This window comes from Benzoatithermus flavus (assembly GCF_037908215.1).
In the GTDB taxonomy this organism is placed as follows: Bacteria; Pseudomonadota; Alphaproteobacteria; order Geminicoccales; family Geminicoccaceae; genus Benzoatithermus; species Benzoatithermus flavus.
In genome coordinates this window covers 46,781-61,923 of record NZ_JBBLZC010000003.1, presented here as the reverse complement: position 1 = coordinate 61,923, position 15,143 = coordinate 46,781, and the positions used below count along the sequence as shown (strand labels likewise).

Genomic DNA, 15,143 nt, shown 5'->3' with positions numbered 1-15,143 from the left:
CTCTCAGTTCGTGGCGGGAGCAGAACCGTCGGCCGTGACCGCGGCGCCGTGATCTCCGGGGATGGTACCGCCCAGCACGTCGGCGAGCTCGGCATGCGCGACCCAGAACGCGGCCGCGTTCTCGACGTACTCCTTGCCAGCTTCGATGTTCTTCTGCCCGGCCTCGATCAGGGCGTACACGTCCTCGAGCATGGCGTTGTAGTGAAGCTGCGTCTCTTCCAGCATCACGTTCGCCACCGGCAGGACCTGCTCGCGCTGGAAGCGCGCGGTGTCGTAGGCCGTGAGCATGCGGTCATAGGCGTCGCGCGCCTCGGCCACGATCCGGGCCCCGAGCGGCGAGCCCGCGTCGGCAACGCCGGCAGAGAGCGCCTCGGGGCGGTTCGCGAGGGCTACGGCAGCGACGTCCGAAATCTCGGGCCGTTCCGCCGGCAGCTCGGGCAGCCGATCCGGCAGCGCCCAGATGGCCTGCGCCGGCTGCAAGTGCAGGAGCGCGTTCAGCGCTTCGCGTGCCCGTGTGGCTTCCTGGCGGGCGGCGACCGAAGCCTTCAGCGTTTCGACGTAGGCTAGCTGGCGCTGCGCCTGCTCCAGCCGCGACGCCGTGCCCGAACGGTACTGCTCGTTGGCGAGCTCGGCCGTGGCTCTGGCGGCGTCGGCCAGGCGCGCGTGCATGGCGGCGATCTCGCCCGCTGCGACGGCCTCGTAGTAGGCCCGGCGAATCGCGTTGGCTTTCTCCAGCACCGCGTGCGCGACGGCGGCATAGAGCTCGCCGTAGGCCCAGGTGTTCCGCGGCACCCAGTCCTCCCGGCTGCCGGCATTGCGGTTGCGCATGAGAAAGTCGATCAGCCGCCACTCGAAAGAGGCAGGTTCCTCATCCTGCCCGTCCGTCAGATGCTCGATCGTGCCGGCGCGCTCGAAGCCGATCTCCTGCAGGAGCCCGCGCGTGCCGGGGTCGGCGAGGAGGCCGATCTCGAGCGCGTTTCCGACGGTCATCGGTGAGCCCGAAAGTGCTGCGGCGCGCTCGGCGAGCGCCCGCTCGTAGCCGGAATGCCACAGGGGCGCGTAGCTTCCGTAGCCCACGCCGCGCGCGATCTCACCGATGGCGCCCGGCCGATCCAGGGCCGCGATCGGGTAGGATGGTGCGGAAGCCGCACACCCGGCCAGCAGGAGCACGGACAGCACCATGGTAAACGCGATGCGTCGCTGCTCGGCGCGGGTCATCGGCCGGCCTCCCTCGACCGAGGATGGGCATGCCCATCCCGGCGGATACCGTTCTCAGCCGGCCCGTCGGCAGCGAGGCGCTCGTCCGGGGTCGGATCGGCGTTCAGGAACGACGGTTCAGGTGCATCACGCTCGAGCAGGGGAACATAGGTGTCGTAAGCGGTGCGTGGAGCGGGCCTCTGGGCAGTCTGCGCTCCGAGCGGGGCGACGACGCCGAGAACAATGGCACCCGCCACGATCCAGGAGGATCGCTGCATCGTCATGGTGATGTTTTTTCCGATCGCGGTTCTCGCTCCAGCCGGCGGGCGGCGAGGCCCGCCGGCCAAGCGCACCAAGCGCCGCCCGCTATCGAGCGGACGGAAGCGGTGGTGCGGTTCAAGAGCCCGGACGGAGCCGGGCGCGATCAGGCAGCAGAGGCAGGCGGGCGGAAGATGTCGGCGGCAGCAATCTTGCAGAAGGGAGGAGCCTCGCGCGGCGGCAGCGACCGGCGCACCGGTACCCGTACGGTGTGGTCGGGTCCCGCCGTCGGGACGCAAGCCGCCGCCGCATGGCAGCATGGATGCCCCCAAGCGATCGCGTCGTCGGGAACGGCCGGGGTATGTTTCGTTGCAGGCTCGTCTTCGGCGAGGATCGGTCCGCCCGTGCCATCGACAGCACTCCAGCCCGATGCCGGGGCGGAATTGTCCGAAGCGTGATGCGCGCCGGCCCCGTCGTGCGGATGGAATGGACAGGGCTCCGCCTCGGCAGGAACCGGCGTGACGGCCCACCCCAGGAAGAGGCAGAGGAGAACGATGAGGCCCGTGATGCGCATGAGCCGAGGCATGCAGCTTCCAGTGACTGGAAGGTCAAGCAAGAATCGCCGCCCTCGCCGCAACGTGGATAGCGGCTCGGCCTGCTCGGTCCATCAGGTGGGACTCCATGAGGTCGGCGTCCTGCCCCTCCGACGGTCGGCGAAACCGCTCTGCCGCACGCCGCGAACCAATACACAAGCCGCGCGCCATCCGCAATGATCGCCCGAGTGCCAACGATCACAGGTGAGCCGGTCGTGATCGGAGGCGACCGGTGATGATGGGAAGCGACACAGGAGATGCTGCGGAGAGATCCCGGATTCCCGGAATGATCTCGGTCACAGGTGACCGGCTCACGGCCGATGCGGTCCCACCAAGACCACCACAGACTGGAGCGAGCCTCGATCGGACTGCCGCCGTGCGGCCGATCTGCTGCCGAACCGGCGCTTGTGCTCCGCAGCGGCGTAGGGAAGGATGTCCGGTTGGGATGCGGCGGTAGAGAGGGAAGCGCGATGGCGCACCGCAGGGACTACGGCCGGCTCGTCGGGCTCGCGCTGGGCACGCTGCTGTGGCCGGTCGCGGGCGCGGCCGAGGTGGCGACCGACGGCACGCTCGGGCCCAGGCTGCGCCTTGCCGGCCCGGAGGTCACCATCCCCGCCCGGCTCGGCCGGATCCGCGGCCAGAACCTGTTCCACAGCTTCGCCCGCTTCGGGGTCGAAGAGGGGCAGCGGGTCACCTTCACCGGGCCTTCGGGGCTCAAGAACATCATCGGCCGGGTCACCGGCGGCGCGCCATCCACCATCGATGGCACCCTGCGCTCCAAGGTCCCCGGCGCCGACCTGTGGCTGCTCAACCCAGCCGGCATCCTGTTCGGCCCCAACGCGAAGCTGGACGTGAAGGGCTCGTTCCACGCCAGCACCGCCGACGAGCTGCGCTTTGCCGACGGGGCGGTGTTCAGCGCGCGCGAGCCGGGCGGGAGCGTGCTCTCGGTCGCTGCCCCGCAGGCGTTCGGGTTCTTAGGCGCTCGTCCGGCACCGGTCACGGTCGACCGGAGCGTGCTCGACGTGCCGGAAGGCCAGGCGCTCTCGCTCACGGGCGGCGACGTCACGATCCGGGGCAACAGCGACGGCATCGCGAACGGCACCGAGTTCGCCGACGAGCCCGGCACCGTTCGGGCGCGGGCGGGGCGGATCACCCTGGCGGCCCTGGGCGGTCCCGGCGCGGTCGCGGTCAAGACGGGTAAGGCCACCGGCGCCGTCTCCGGGGTGGTGCATCTGAGCGGCGAGGCTTCGGTGATCGCGAGCGGCGATGGTGGCGGCACGATCCGGATCCAGGGCGGCCGGCTCGTGGCCGAAAACAGCTCGTATGTTTTCGCCGACAATTTCGGCAGGGCGAACGCCGAAGGCGGGGTCGCGATCCGGGCCGGGGACGTGAGCCTCGCCGACGGCTCGTGGGTGACGGCCAGCACGTTCGATACGGGCAATGCCGGCCGGGTGACGGTGGACGCCGACAGCATCGAGCTGCGCGATGCCGGTCAGATCAGCAGCGCCACCTTCGGCTCCGGCAGGGCCGGCGAGGTCGCGGTCACCGCCGGCCATCTGACCGTCACCGGCGACCCCGCATCGTTTCTCGTGACCGGCATTTTCAGCCCTGCCGAGCTCGGCTCGACCGGCGATGCCGGCCGGGTGACGGTCAAGGCCGACACCATCGAGCTCCGCGCTACCGGCGTGATCAGCAGCACCACCTTCGGCTCGGGCGATGCCGGCGAGGTCATGGTCACCGCCGGCCATCTGACCGTCACCGGCGATCCATCATCGTCCTTCGTCACCGGCATTCTCAGCCGGGCCGCCCCCCGCTCGACCGGCAATGCCGGCCGGGTGACGGTGGACGCCGACAGCATCGAGCTGCGCTACACCGGCCAGATCAGCAGCTCCACCTTCGGGCCGGGCAGCGCCGGCGAGGTGGCGGTGACCACCGGTCGTCTGAGCATCACCGGCGACCCCGCAGCGCCGTTCAACCTCACCAGCATTTCCAGCGATGCGGCATCCGGCTCGACCGGCCCGGCCGGCCGGGTGACGGTCGGAGCCGACAGCATCGAGCTGCAGGATACCGGCCAGATCAGCAGCTCCACCTTCGGGGCGGGTGATGCCGGCGAGGTCGCGGTCACCGCCGGCCATCTGACCGTCACCGGCGACCCCGCATCGACTCTCGCGACCGGCATCTTCAGCCGGGCCGCGGCTCGCTCCACCGGCGATGCCGGCCGGGTGACGGTCGGAGCCGGCAGCATCGAGCTGCGCGACACCGGCCAGATCAGCAGCGCGACCTTCGGGCCGGGCGATGCCGGCGAGGTTTCCATCCGTGCCGGTCGCCTGACGATCTCGAACGGCGGGACGGTGCAGACCAACAGCGAGGACGCGACCGGTGCTGCCGGGAACGTGTCCATCGACGCCACGAGCCTGATCGTGCGCGACGGCGGCGAGATCAGCTCCTCCGGCACCGGCACCGGCCCCGCCGGGGACGTGCAGCTCACGGCCGACACCCTGGAGGTGGAAGGCGCAAGCATCCGCACGGTAGGCGCCGGCAGCCAGGGGGGCCGGATCGACGTCGCCTCGGATCTGATCCGCCTGCGCGATGCCGAGCTGATCTCGACGGGTCTCCTGCCCGAGGCGGGCAGGAGCGTGATCACGCTGCAGGCTCCTCTGATCGCCTTCAACAACAGCCGGGTGGCCTCCCTCACCGAGACCGGGCGGCTGCTCGAGGGCATCAGCGCCGTGCAGCTGTTCGGCGGCACGACCGTGATCTCGTCCGACAGCCTGGTGGCGGGCGTGACGCCCGAGAACGAGATCGGCTCCGAGCTGACGGTGCCACAGGGCGTGTTCCTGAATGCCGACAACCTGCTGCGGGAGAGCTGCGCCGCCCGGCGGAGCGCTACGGCCAGCAGCTTCACCGCCATGGGTCGGGGCGGTCTGCCGCGCGATCCGGCAAAGCCGCTCCCCGGCGCTTATGTTGACCCGGATCGTGCGCCGACGGCCCCGGTCGGGCCGAGGCTCGCGACCCGCTTCGGCGAGGGCTGCAGGACGGCTCCAGGGGGCTAGCGCCGCCCGCTGCGGCCGGATCCCCGGCTCTCTTCCGGAGCGTCCGGCGATCGGACCGGTGGCTGCTCGCGAACCGAAAGAACGAGCTCACCCCGTTTTTGTCTCATAAATGTTCTCTATCCGCGAGAACCATCGTTTGAGCACCCGTGCCCGCTGAGCTACTACTATCGCGCATCGCCGATCCCTGCGCGGCAGGTGACCGTCCTGTTCGAAAAAACCTTCGATCACCGCCGGGCGAGCATCGGCTCGCCTTTTGGGTCGGCACGCTCACGCTGCCGCGGCATGCTCCTCCACTGCCCGCGGCTCTTTCCCCGGCTCGTGACCGAGGATGCCGAGCTGGCGGGTGCGCAGGGCCGCCTGGGTGCGGTTGCTCACTCCCAGCCGGCGCATGAGATGCCAGACATGGATCTTGACCGTGCTCTCCTCGATCCCGAGCTCGTGGGCGATCTCCTTGTTGACCTTGCCCTGGACCAGCAGCTTCAGGACGGCAAGCTGACGAGGCGGCCAATGATCGCCCTTCCGACACGTCTCGGGCTTCTGTCGGTCGACCGCGAGGCGGGGTTCGGCGCGGCGCAGGCGCAGCAGGGCGGAGGCCGGGAAGAAGGTGCCGCCGGCGAGCACGATGCCTAGAGCTTCGCTCGCGACCTCGGGCTCGAAGCTGGACGGAATGAATCCTCGAGCGCCATAATGGAACGCGGCGACGATCTCCTCGATCTCCTCGCGGTCCGACAGGACGACGATCGCCACACCGTCGGGCAGAGCGCGGCGTAGCTGCCCGATCGGACCGCCGTTCGCAGCTCCGGCGACCGAGCGGCTGCCGACGTTGAGAATGACGCAGAACAGCCTGCTCAGGACCGCGGGTCCCTGGGCCAGCAGGTCGGCGGCACCGTCGAAGGCACGCGCCGGCGCATGGGCATGCAGGCGTACAAAATCGAGCGTGCCGGCCCGCCGCAGCGGCAGCTCGGCGACGACCGCCACGCCGGTGCGGGAACGGCTCTGCTGGCGAGAAGGCAGCATCGTGCTTCTCCCGAACGGGCTCGGCTTTCGCGCTTGCGCGCGGATCGGGACGATGACGGAAAGGGGTGTCCGCTCCTGCAGGCACATGGATAACACCTCGCCCGCCGGATTATTCCCGGCTCCGAGCGGTTCATCGTCTTCTGCAGGCATGGGCACTCCTCCTCGGACCCGAGCCCGGCTCACTCGTGGCGCCCTTCAGAGGCGGGTTCCGGGCTATCCCGAACACATCCCGCCAGCTTGCCGCAAAAGAGCGCTCCAAGCTGTGAGTCGAGTCACAAGAAGGACTTGAAGAGAGGGAAAAGGGGGAAAAATACCGGCAGCGGTACCATCGACCTGCTTTGCTACCGCCCGCCTGCGCTACGGCGACGATGCCGTGGTGCGCTCCAGATCAGCAGAGGCGCCCGGCTTTGATCGCGCTCAAGGTGGAAAGACGTAGCCCTCTCTCCGAAGAGGTCTGTAGCCCGCGTTCTGCAGGTTGAGGCCGTTCTGCGGCGATGCCACGGTGGCATAGTCGCCGCGCGCCGCGCTCCAGTAGAGCCTGAGCGGCACCGTGCCGGGCCTCTGGGTCGCGTAGATGTAGCCCATTATGCTAAGCAGCTGGTAACCCGCGTTCTGCAGGGTAAGGCTGCTCTGCGGCGATGCCACGGTGGCATAGTCGCCGCGCGCCGCGCTCCAGTAGAGCCTGAGCGGCAGCGTGTCAGGCCTCTGGACCAGCCAGATATAGCCCTCCACGCTGATGGGCTGATAATCCGGGCCAAGATTACTCTGTTGTGGGGTCACCGTGGCATAGTCATTGCTCGGCGCGCTCCAATAGAGATTGAGAGCAATGTCTTGTGGATTGCCTGCCTTGGCACCATCCGCCATGGTCGCAGAACCGATAGCGGCCAGAACGGTAGAAAAAAGATCCCTTCTATTCACCATTCGCCTCCTGATGTCTCCCCAAGATTCCCGATCATTCTATCGTCTAATCCAATCGGTGAATCCTAGCACGATGCCGGGCACGATGCCAGTCCGGCCCATCCGGTCGCGTTCTCCGACAGCAACACGACGCGGCAGAAATCGGGAGTGTCGGATGGTGCGGACGTGTGGTGCGTGCGGCCGTCGAAGAGGTCGAGCGCGATGGATGCGGCCGTGAAGCCGTCGGACGGCCGCCCCGTCTCAGCCGAGGCCGGGCTGGGTGCGCGCCATGCTCTCGCGCGAGGCGATGCCGCCCCACCAGCGCTGCAGGTTCGGATACGAGGGAAGCAGGCGCCCGCCCTCCGGGGTGCGGCTGAAATAGGCGAGAATCGGTGCGAGATGGAGATCGGCGAGGCCGAGCCCGCCGCCGGAGAGATAGGAGACGCCCTCCAGCAGCTCGTCGAGAACGCGTAAGCACAGCTCCGCCATCGGCAGCGCGCCCTGGATGGCGGCCTCGTCGGGAGTGCCGCCCGTCATCGGCACGAGCACGCGCGGGATCACGATGTCGGTGACGAGAGCCTTGTAGACATAGGCGTCGACGACGGCGATGGCCTGCTGCATCCGGCCGATCTGGCGCGGATCGGTCGGGGTCAGCGATACCTCGGGGAAGGCCGCGTCAAGGTAGCGCGTGATGGCGCTGGTCTCGTAGAGGCTGTAGCCGTCGTGCTCGAGCACCGGCACCTTGCCGAACGGATGGCGGGCTCGATGCGCCGGCTCCTGGTGCTCGCCCTTCAGGAGGTCGACCTCGACGAGCCGGTACTCGAGCGCCTTCTCCTCGAGCGTGAGGCGGACCGTGCGGACATAGGTGCTCACACCGGGGCCGTAGACGACGGGCGCTGCCATGCGATGCCTCCTCGGGATGTCTCAGATCGTCATCGTGTCACCTTCGATCCGGGCCCGGCCTCCGTGCAGGGCCCGTCAGCGGCACCAGGCAGCGGCAAGATCGCGATAGAGCTCGGCCGCCTGCCCGATCCGGGTCAGCGAGCACCACTCGTCGGTCTTGTGCGCCTGCTCGGTCTCGCCGGGGCCGAGGATCACGGTCGGCACGCCGCCATAGGCGGGGGCCAGAAAGCCCGCATCGGTCGCGAACGGAACGGGTGCCGGATCGACCGCCCTTCCCGTCACCGCGCGGGTGCGCTCCATCACCTGGGCGAGCCAGTCGTCCCGGCCCGCGCTCCACAAAGGCGGGCAGTCGCTCAGGATCTCGATCTCGGCTTCCGGGCACAAGGCCGAGAGCTCGGCCACGATGGCAGCGCTGGTCTGACCCGGGATCGGCCGGATGTCGATGCCGAGCACGGCCCTGTCCGGCACCGAGTTCAGGTTGCAGCCGCCTTCGATCCGGCCGAGATTGAGAGTCGGGCGGCCCAGCGCATGATGGCAGGCGCCGCCGAAATCGTGGTGAGCGAGCCGCACGGCGGCCCGGGCCGCCTTGAGCACGGCATTGTCGCCTTCGTGCGGCATGGAGGCGTGCGCGCTCCGGCCCTTGAAGTGGAACCGCAGCCAGATCACCCCGCGATGGCCGAGCCCGGGCGAGAGCCCCGTGGGCTCGCCCACGACGAGCGCCCCTACCCGGCCGAGCGTCCGTGGCGTCTCGACGATGCGCTTCGCTCCGGCACAGCCGGTCTCTTCGCCCGCGGTCAGGACGAGCTCGAGCCCGGCACGGCGTCCCTTCTCGCGCGCCACCGCGAGCGCCGCCACCACCATGGCCGCGACACCGCTCTTCATGTCGGCCGAGCCGCGGCCGTAGAGGCGGTCGCCGTCGGTCTCGCCGGCGAACGGGTCGTGCCGCCAGGGAGCTTCGCCCAGGGGCACGATGTCGACATGGCCGGTGAGGCCAAGTGCCGGCGCGTCCGGATCGCTGCCGGACAGGCGGGCGATCAGGTTGGGCCGGCCGGGAGCGAGATCGACGCGGCGGGTCGTGAACCCGGCCGCCTCCAGAAGGCCACCCAAAAGCGCGATCGCTGCCTCCTCGCCACCCGGCGGGTTGATGGTGTCGAGGCGCAGCAGCCGTCGGGTCAGGTCGATCGCATCCGTGCTCAAGGACATGCCGGCTCCTCAGCACCGAGAGGGCGCGAGCCCGGATCGTGGGCGCCCGCGCCCGTCTTGTCCAGCGTCACACCCGATCAGGAGGCCTGCGCCAGCAGCTCGTCGACGAGCGCCGGTACGAGCTCGCCCGCCGCTCCCGAGCGATGCTCCGAAAAGCGCGAGCGCGTGGCCGAGGGCTCGAGGTTGATCTCGATCGTGGGTGCTTCGCCGCTCTCGCGCACCACCTCGACGAAGCCCGCCGCCGGATAGACCTGGCCCGAGGTGCCGATCGAGAGGAACAGGGCGCAGCGCGTCAGCGCATCGTAGATCTCGTCCATGCGGTAGGGCATCTCGCCGAACCAGACGATGTCGGGCCGCAGCCCGCCCTTGCCGCCGCAGCTCGGGCAGACGGCTTCCGGCGAGAGATCCTCGCTCCAGGGCATGGAGTCGTTGCAGGCGAGGCACAAGGCCCGCAGGAGCTCGCCGTGCATGTGGATCAGGTTCCTGGTGCCGGCGCGCTCGTGGAGGTCGTCCACGTTCTGGGTGACGACGAGCACCTCGCCGGGCCATTCCCGCTCGAGGCGGGCCAAGGCCCGGTGCGCCGCGTTGGGGCGGACGGCGGGATCGCGGAGCTGTGCCCGGCGCAGATTGTAGAAGCGCTGGACGAGGGCGGGATTACGGGCGAACGCCTCGGGTGTCGCCACGTCCTCGACCCGGTGCCCTTCCCACAGGCCGCCGGCACCCCGGAAGGTGGCGAGCCCGGATTCGGCCGAGATGCCGGCACCGGTCAGGACGACGATCAGCCCGTCGGTCGGGTAGCGCTTCATGGCGTGCCCTGGGAGGTAGCAGGAGGAACGAGCCCGAAGGCCCGGGCGAAGAGCTCGTACGAGCGCTTGCGCGCGGCGTGGTCGAAGATCGCGGTCGTGACCATGATCTCGTCCGCCCGCACCGCTCGCGCGAACGCGCCGAGGTGCCGCGCGACCGTGTCCGGGCTGCCGACGAAGAGGCGGCGCCGGTTCGCGCGGCGCGCCTCCTCCTCGCTCGGCGTGTAGCGGTAGGCCAGGGCCTCCTCCGGGCTCACCAGGGGACCGTAGTCGCCACGCCACCGGCGGATATAGGCGTGATCGGCCGTCGCGGCGAGCCGTTCGGCCGCCTCGTCGCTGTCGGCACAGACCACGGCCGTGGCGAGGATGGCGTACGGCCGCTCGAGCCAGGTCGAGGGCCGGAAGCTCTCCCGGTAGAGCTCCATCGCCTCCTCGGCCTCGAGGCTCGCGAAATGGTGCGCGAAGGCGAAGCCGAGGCCGACCTCGCCCGCGAGCCGGGCGCTGTACTCGCCCGAGCCCAGGAGCCAGACCGGCGGTACCGGCACGTCCTCGGGCATCACCCGGATCTTGCGGAAGGGATGATTCTCGGGGAAAGCCCCGCTCTTCCAGAGCATGAGCTCCTGGAAGCGCTCCAGGAAATCGTCCTCCCCCCGGCCGTCCTGCCGCCGGCGCAGCGCCAGGGTGGTGAGCGGGTCCGTGCCGGGTGCGCGGCCGATGCCGAGATCGATCCGACCGGGATATAGGGCTTCCAGCACCTTGAAGCGCTCGGCCACCATGAGCGGCGCATGGTTCGGCAGCATGACCCCGCCGGCACCGACCCGGATGTGATGTGTGGCGGCGGCGATGGCGCCGATCATGATCTCCGGAGCACCGCTCGCGACCGAGGGCAGGTTGTGGTGCTCCGCCACCCAGTAGCGCCGGTAGCCGAGGCGATCGGCGAGGCGGGCGAGATCGAGGCTGTTCCGCAGCGCCTGCGCGCCGGACGTGGCCGTGGTGGTGAAGGAAAGGTCGAGCACGGACAGAGGCAGCATGGCGCAGATCTGGGCGCGGGGCAGGCCCACGGCAAGGCCGCGCATCGGGTCCGGCTCGCCGGGCGCCCGGCACAGGCGGCACCGGCCGTGCCCGCCCGCGCCGGATCGGCCTCAGGGCGTCACGACCATGCAGTACTGGTTCTCGGCACGGAGCCGCTCGCACTCCGCCCGCGCCTCGGCCCTGGTCGCGAACGAGCCGGCGACGACGCGGTAGTACGTGCCCTTGCCGGGAATGCTCACCGCCATGGGCGGCAGCGGCTCGAGGCCGGCGAGGCTCGGGTGATGCTTGACGACCCGCTGCCACTCTCCGGCCACGACGGCCGGATCGCGCACGGAAGCGAGGTGGAGCGCGAACTGGCCGCCCCGCGGTGCCGGCGTCGGCGGCGCGGGCGTCGCCGTGGCCGATGGCGGCGTGGACGAGGGAGCCGCCGCCTGGCCGCTGTCCGACGGCAAGGCCGGGGCCTTCTCCGGCGCCGCCGTCGCGGCGGCCGTGGTCGTCTCCGCCGGCGGCGGAGGTTCGGTCGGTGCGGCTGCCGGCTCGACGCTCGCCGGAGCCGGCGTTGCGTCGGTCGCCGGCGGGGTGGCCGAAGGAGCCGCCGCCATGTCGGCCGCCGGCGGAGCAGCCGAAGGGGTAGGCGTGACGTCGGCTGCTGGCGGCATGGACGGAGGGGCCGCCGCGATGCTGTCGCTGGCCGGCGGCGGCTCGCCCGGGGCGGCCGGAGGCGTAGCGGGCTCGCTCGCGGCGATGCCGGACGGAGGCTCGGGCGCCGCCTCCTGCTGCGCACCGTCGGAGGTGGCGGCCACGTCCGCGCTCGCCGGCGGCCGCGAAGGCGGCGCAGCTTCCGGAGGTGCCGCGCCGGCTTGGCCCGTAGCCGTCGATTCGCCGGATGCCATGGCGGTGCCGGTCGCCGGCCCGGCCGGGTCGGGACCCGTCGCTTCCGCGGCGGGAGACGCCGGCTCCGCAGAGCTCGCCGGTACCGGGGCGGCGGCGACGTTCTCATCCGAGGGCGGCTGCTCCGCCGCGCCGGGCCGGGTCGTTCCCCCCGCCGCCATCGGCGGCTCGGCCGGTGCTGGCGCTGTCCCCGCCACATCGGCCGGTGTTCGGGCGGACTCGGTTCCGGGGAGCTGCTCCCCGCCGGAGAGGATGCCTTGGCTGCCGACATAGACCGCGGCGACGAGCAGGAGCGCGCCCGCGGCCGACAGCGCCATCACCCGTCCCGGGCTCGTGGCGGGCTTGCGTTCGTCGGCCGCGGGCGGCGGATCGTTCCGATCGAGCCAGGCCTTGAGCGTTCCGGCCAGCTCCTCGCCGTCGAGACCGAGATGGCTGGCGTAGCTGCGCAAGAATCCCAGGAGATAGGGGCGGCCCACGATCAGCTCGAACTGGCCTTGCTCCAGGGCCGCGAGATAGGCTTCGCGAATCCGCAGCACGCGCGCGATCTCGGCGAGATCCTCGCCCCGTGCGAGCCGCGTTCGCTGCAACAGGCGGGGGATCTCCTGCCCCGCTTCCTCGATCCGGATCGGCTGGTCCGCCGGTGAAGGTGGGTTGGTCTCGAGCATGGAACTCCCTCGGCGCGAGCCGTCGTGCGTGAGCGAAGGGCGGACCCGTCGTACCATGGCAAGCATGAACGGCCTTTCATGGCCGGTCCGCCCTCCGGACGAGGACCTCCGCGGTCCAAGGGCTTTCCTATAACCCAGGATGCATCGGAAGCTAACCGGCGATGACCTGGACTTGGTGTCGATTATGCCGGTTGAGTTGTCATCATCACACGATTACGGCGCCCTCTCCCCGGACCTTGCATGGCCGTCGAGCCACACCCGCCTACGTCATGGGGAGAAAGCACCACTCAGGTATGCACAAAGCGGCCACATTCAGAGATGCCGACGCCCGGCGTCGCGCTTCATCGCTTCCTGCCGCTCGCGCGCTCCGCCCGTACGGGCGAGGCGCCGCTTGCCGTGGCCCCGTCCCTTTCCCTTCGCCGGCCGGTGCCGCTCCGGGCCCACGACCTGCCGCTCGCGCGGGCGGCTCGCGAGTGCCGCGGCGATCTTGCGGTCGGCCTCCTCGGCGAGCGCGTCGGCGAGCTGAAGGTCGAGCGTGCCCGGCCAGCGGCGGCCCAGCCAGCGGGCCAGCGTCGCGATGCGCGCGAGATCCTCGAGGCCCTGCAGCCGGCCGTAGCCGTGCAGCCGGTGCACCTCCTCGAGCTCGGGCTCGAGGCTGCGCTCGCGGCCCTGCGCCAGGGCCTCGATCGCCGACTGCGCGAAGTCCACGACACGGCCGATCGCGAGCGGAATGGGCGAGCCGAGCAGGCGGTGGCGCTGCTCCAGCGGCAGCCGTCGCGCCCAGAGGTCGACCAGCCCGGCGAGCTCCCGCTGCTCGTCCTCGAGCCGCAGCACGAACTCGCCGCGGCGCGCCACCGAGCCCGCGATGTAGTCGAGGGTCGGCAGCAGCCGGTCGACACCCAGCCCCTCGGCCACGGCGGTCGTGGCCTCGGCCGGCGGGAAGAAGCGGAAGCTCGGCGGATCGAGCGGCGCCGGTGCCTGGCGCAGCGCGGTGGCGAGGCGGTCGAAGCCCTCGACACCCAAGAGCACCCCGACCTCGCCCACCTCGTGCTTGCCGTAGCGCCCCGCCCGGCCCGCGATCTGGCGCATCGCCTCGGGCTCGAGCCAGCCGGCCGTGGTGCCGGTGAACTTCTTCAGCGCCCCGAACAGGATGCGGCGGATGTTGAGGTTGAGCCCCATCCCGATCGCATCGGTCGCGATCAGGATCTCGGCCTCGCCGCTGTTGAAGCGCGCGGCCTCGGTCCGCCGCACCTGCGGGCTCAAGGAGCCGTAGATCATGGCGGTGCGCCGCCCCTGCCGGCCCAGAGCCTGGCGCAGATCGTGCGCCTGACGGCGGCTGAACACCACGACCGCATCGCCCTCCCGAAGGGCTCCGATATGGACCGGCCGGGACAGGAGCTCGAGCGGCGCCTTGCGCTGGAAGCGGCGGATCTCGAGCGGCTCGCCCAAGAGCGCCGAGAGGCGGCGCAGCGCCGGCTCGGCCGCGGGCGAGCCGCAGATCAGGAGCGTGCGCGCCGGAGCCCCGACCAGGGCCTGGGTCCAGGCATGGCCGCGCTGGGGATCGCCCAGCATCTGGACCTCGTCGATCACGGCGGCGTCGACCACGCGGCGCGTGCTCAGCATCTCGATCGTGGAGGCGACGTGGGTCGCGGCGTCGAGATCGCCCAGGGTCTCCTCGCCCGTGAGCATGGCGGCCTTCATTCCGCCTTCCTGCAGGATCTCGTAGCCCTCGAGCGCGAGCAGCCGGAGCGGCGCCAGATAGACGCCGGTGCGGGCCGTCATGAGCGCCTGCATGGCGGCATAGGTCTTGCCGCTGTTGGTGGGGCCGAGAAAGGCGATCCAGCGGCGGCCGAGCGAGCGGGCTTCCGGGAACAGGGCGGGATAGTCGCCGAGGCCGCTCGCGGCGCGCAGCCGCGCCGCCCGCGCCGCGCGCTCGTGCCGCTGCTGCTCGCGTCGGCGCTCCTCCTCGCGGCGTGCCGCCTCGATCCGGGCGCGATCGGCCGCGAGCTCGCGCCGGAGCAGGGCCTCGATCTCGCGCACGCGCTCCTCCCGGAACGCCGGGATGCGCTGCGCGCGCCCCGGCAGCCGGCGGGTGAGGCTGGCATCGCGCTCGACGCCGCAGCGCCTGAGAATCGCGAGCACCTGACCGACATCGGCGCCGACGCGCTGCGCGAGCCAGATCGCATCCACGAGCTGCGGCACGGCCGCAGGGGCAGGCACCTCGGCACGCTGGCGCCGTGCCGCAGCGCGCCCTGCCCGCTCGTCGGCAGCGTGGGCGAGCGCCGCCTCGGCCAGCGGCCCGATCCCGGAAAAGCCGTGATGCCGGGCGTAGGCCGAAAGGACGCGCCGGACCTGGGCCGGACGGTCGCGCCGCGGCAGGTCGAAGCGCTCGGGGAGGTGCTTCAGCTCGTCCCACAGCTCGGCCGGCGTGCGCCGTGCCAGGGCGGGATCGCCCGCGAGCAGGCGATCGAGAAAGGCCGTGCGCGGCGGACCGAGCCGCTCGACCGCTGCACGGACCGAGAGCTTGTCGGCGAGGCCGTCCCGGCCGATCCGCTCGGCGAGGGCGCGCCAGTCGGCGGGCGTGGCGACGATGCCGTGCAAGGAGGCATGGCGCCTCGCTGCGCGGAGAAG

The 15,143-nt window shown here is 71.0% G+C and carries 10 protein-coding genes; 1 reads left to right on the top strand and 9 read right to left on the bottom strand.

Annotated elements, in window-relative coordinates; all coding sequences use genetic code 11:
* Positions 1–3 precede the first annotated feature (3 nt).
* The gene (locus tag U1T56_RS04195) at positions 4–1,218 is read right to left on the bottom strand and encodes a TolC family protein (RefSeq protein ID WP_418158188.1); all 1,215 of its coding nucleotides are present in this window, start codon (positions 1,216–1,218) and stop codon (positions 4–6) included.
* A 1,300-nt stretch (positions 1,219–2,518) separates the two neighbouring features.
* On the opposite strand from U1T56_RS04195, the gene U1T56_RS04190 reads away from it, so the two are divergent.
* Positions 2,519–5,101: a two-partner secretion domain-containing protein gene (locus U1T56_RS04190; RefSeq protein ID WP_418158187.1), complete on the top strand. Its 2,583-nt coding sequence runs from the start codon at positions 2,519–2,521 to the stop codon at positions 5,099–5,101.
* A gap of 267 nt (positions 5,102–5,368) precedes the next feature.
* Here the strand turns inward: U1T56_RS04190 and U1T56_RS04185 are convergent, their stop codons facing one another.
* From U1T56_RS04185 to U1T56_RS04150, 8 genes are all read right to left on the bottom strand, one after another.
* Entirely contained in the window at positions 5,369–6,118 is a 750-nt protein-coding gene (locus tag U1T56_RS04185; RefSeq protein ID WP_418158186.1) for a LuxR C-terminal-related transcriptional regulator, read from the bottom strand.
* Positions 6,119–6,535: 417 nt separating this feature from the next.
* On the bottom strand, positions 6,536–7,039 hold the full coding sequence (locus U1T56_RS04180; RefSeq protein ID WP_418158185.1) for a hypothetical protein: 504 nt from the start codon (positions 7,037–7,039) through the stop codon (positions 6,536–6,538).
* Between the two features lie 237 nt (positions 7,040–7,276).
* Complete coding sequence (locus tag U1T56_RS04175) at positions 7,277–7,918, bottom strand: glutathione S-transferase family protein (RefSeq protein WP_418158184.1); 642 nt, start codon at positions 7,916–7,918, stop codon at positions 7,277–7,279.
* A gap of 75 nt (positions 7,919–7,993) precedes the next feature.
* Positions 7,994–9,121, bottom strand: a complete 1,128-nt coding sequence (locus tag U1T56_RS04170; protein ID WP_418158183.1) for a M20 family metallopeptidase — start codon at positions 9,119–9,121, stop codon at positions 7,994–7,996.
* 77 nt (positions 9,122–9,198) lie between these two features.
* Positions 9,199–9,927, bottom strand: coding sequence for an NAD-dependent deacylase (locus U1T56_RS04165; RefSeq protein WP_418158182.1), 729 nt, complete (start codon positions 9,925–9,927; stop codon positions 9,199–9,201).
* Positions 9,924–10,955, bottom strand: a complete 1,032-nt coding sequence (locus U1T56_RS04160; RefSeq protein ID WP_418158360.1) for an LLM class flavin-dependent oxidoreductase — start codon at positions 10,953–10,955, stop codon at positions 9,924–9,926. The genes U1T56_RS04165 and U1T56_RS04160 overlap by 4 nt, the downstream gene beginning before the upstream one ends.
* A 111-nt stretch (positions 10,956–11,066) precedes the next feature.
* Positions 11,067–12,512 carry a helix-turn-helix domain-containing protein gene (locus U1T56_RS04155; RefSeq protein ID WP_418158181.1) on the bottom strand — a complete coding sequence of 482 codons (1,446 nt, stop codon included), beginning with the start codon at positions 12,510–12,512 and terminating at the stop codon, positions 11,067–11,069.
* 312 nt (positions 12,513–12,824) lie between these two features.
* Positions 12,825–15,113 carry a helicase-related protein gene (locus U1T56_RS04150; RefSeq protein ID WP_418158180.1) on the bottom strand — a complete coding sequence of 763 codons (2,289 nt, stop codon included), beginning with the start codon at positions 15,111–15,113 and terminating at the stop codon, positions 12,825–12,827.
* Positions 15,114–15,143: the final 30 nt, after the last annotated feature.

Excerpts from the sequence above, each read along its gene's own strand:
- U1T56_RS04195 (WP_418158188.1), bottom strand. The coding sequence starts at position 1,218 with ATGACCCGCGCCGAGCAGCGACGCATCGCGTTTACCATGGTGCTGTCC.
- U1T56_RS04190 (WP_418158187.1), top strand. The coding sequence starts at position 2,519 with ATGGCGCACCGCAGGGACTACGGCCGGCTCGTCGGGCTCGCGCTGGGC.
- U1T56_RS04185 (WP_418158186.1), bottom strand. The coding sequence starts at position 6,118 with ATGCTGCCTTCTCGCCAGCAGAGCCGTTCCCGCACCGGCGTGGCGGTC.
- U1T56_RS04180 (WP_418158185.1), bottom strand. The coding sequence starts at position 7,039 with ATGGTGAATAGAAGGGATCTTTTTTCTACCGTTCTGGCCGCTATCGGT.
- U1T56_RS04175 (WP_418158184.1), bottom strand. The coding sequence starts at position 7,918 with ATGGCAGCGCCCGTCGTCTACGGCCCCGGTGTGAGCACCTATGTCCGC.
- U1T56_RS04170 (WP_418158183.1), bottom strand. The coding sequence starts at position 9,121 with ATGTCCTTGAGCACGGATGCGATCGACCTGACCCGACGGCTGCTGCGC.
- U1T56_RS04165 (WP_418158182.1), bottom strand. The coding sequence starts at position 9,927 with ATGAAGCGCTACCCGACCGACGGGCTGATCGTCGTCCTGACCGGTGCC.
- U1T56_RS04160 (WP_418158360.1), bottom strand. The coding sequence starts at position 10,955 with ATGCTGCCTCTGTCCGTGCTCGACCTTTCCTTCACCACCACGGCCACG.
- U1T56_RS04155 (WP_418158181.1), bottom strand. The coding sequence starts at position 12,512 with ATGCTCGAGACCAACCCACCTTCACCGGCGGACCAGCCGATCCGGATC.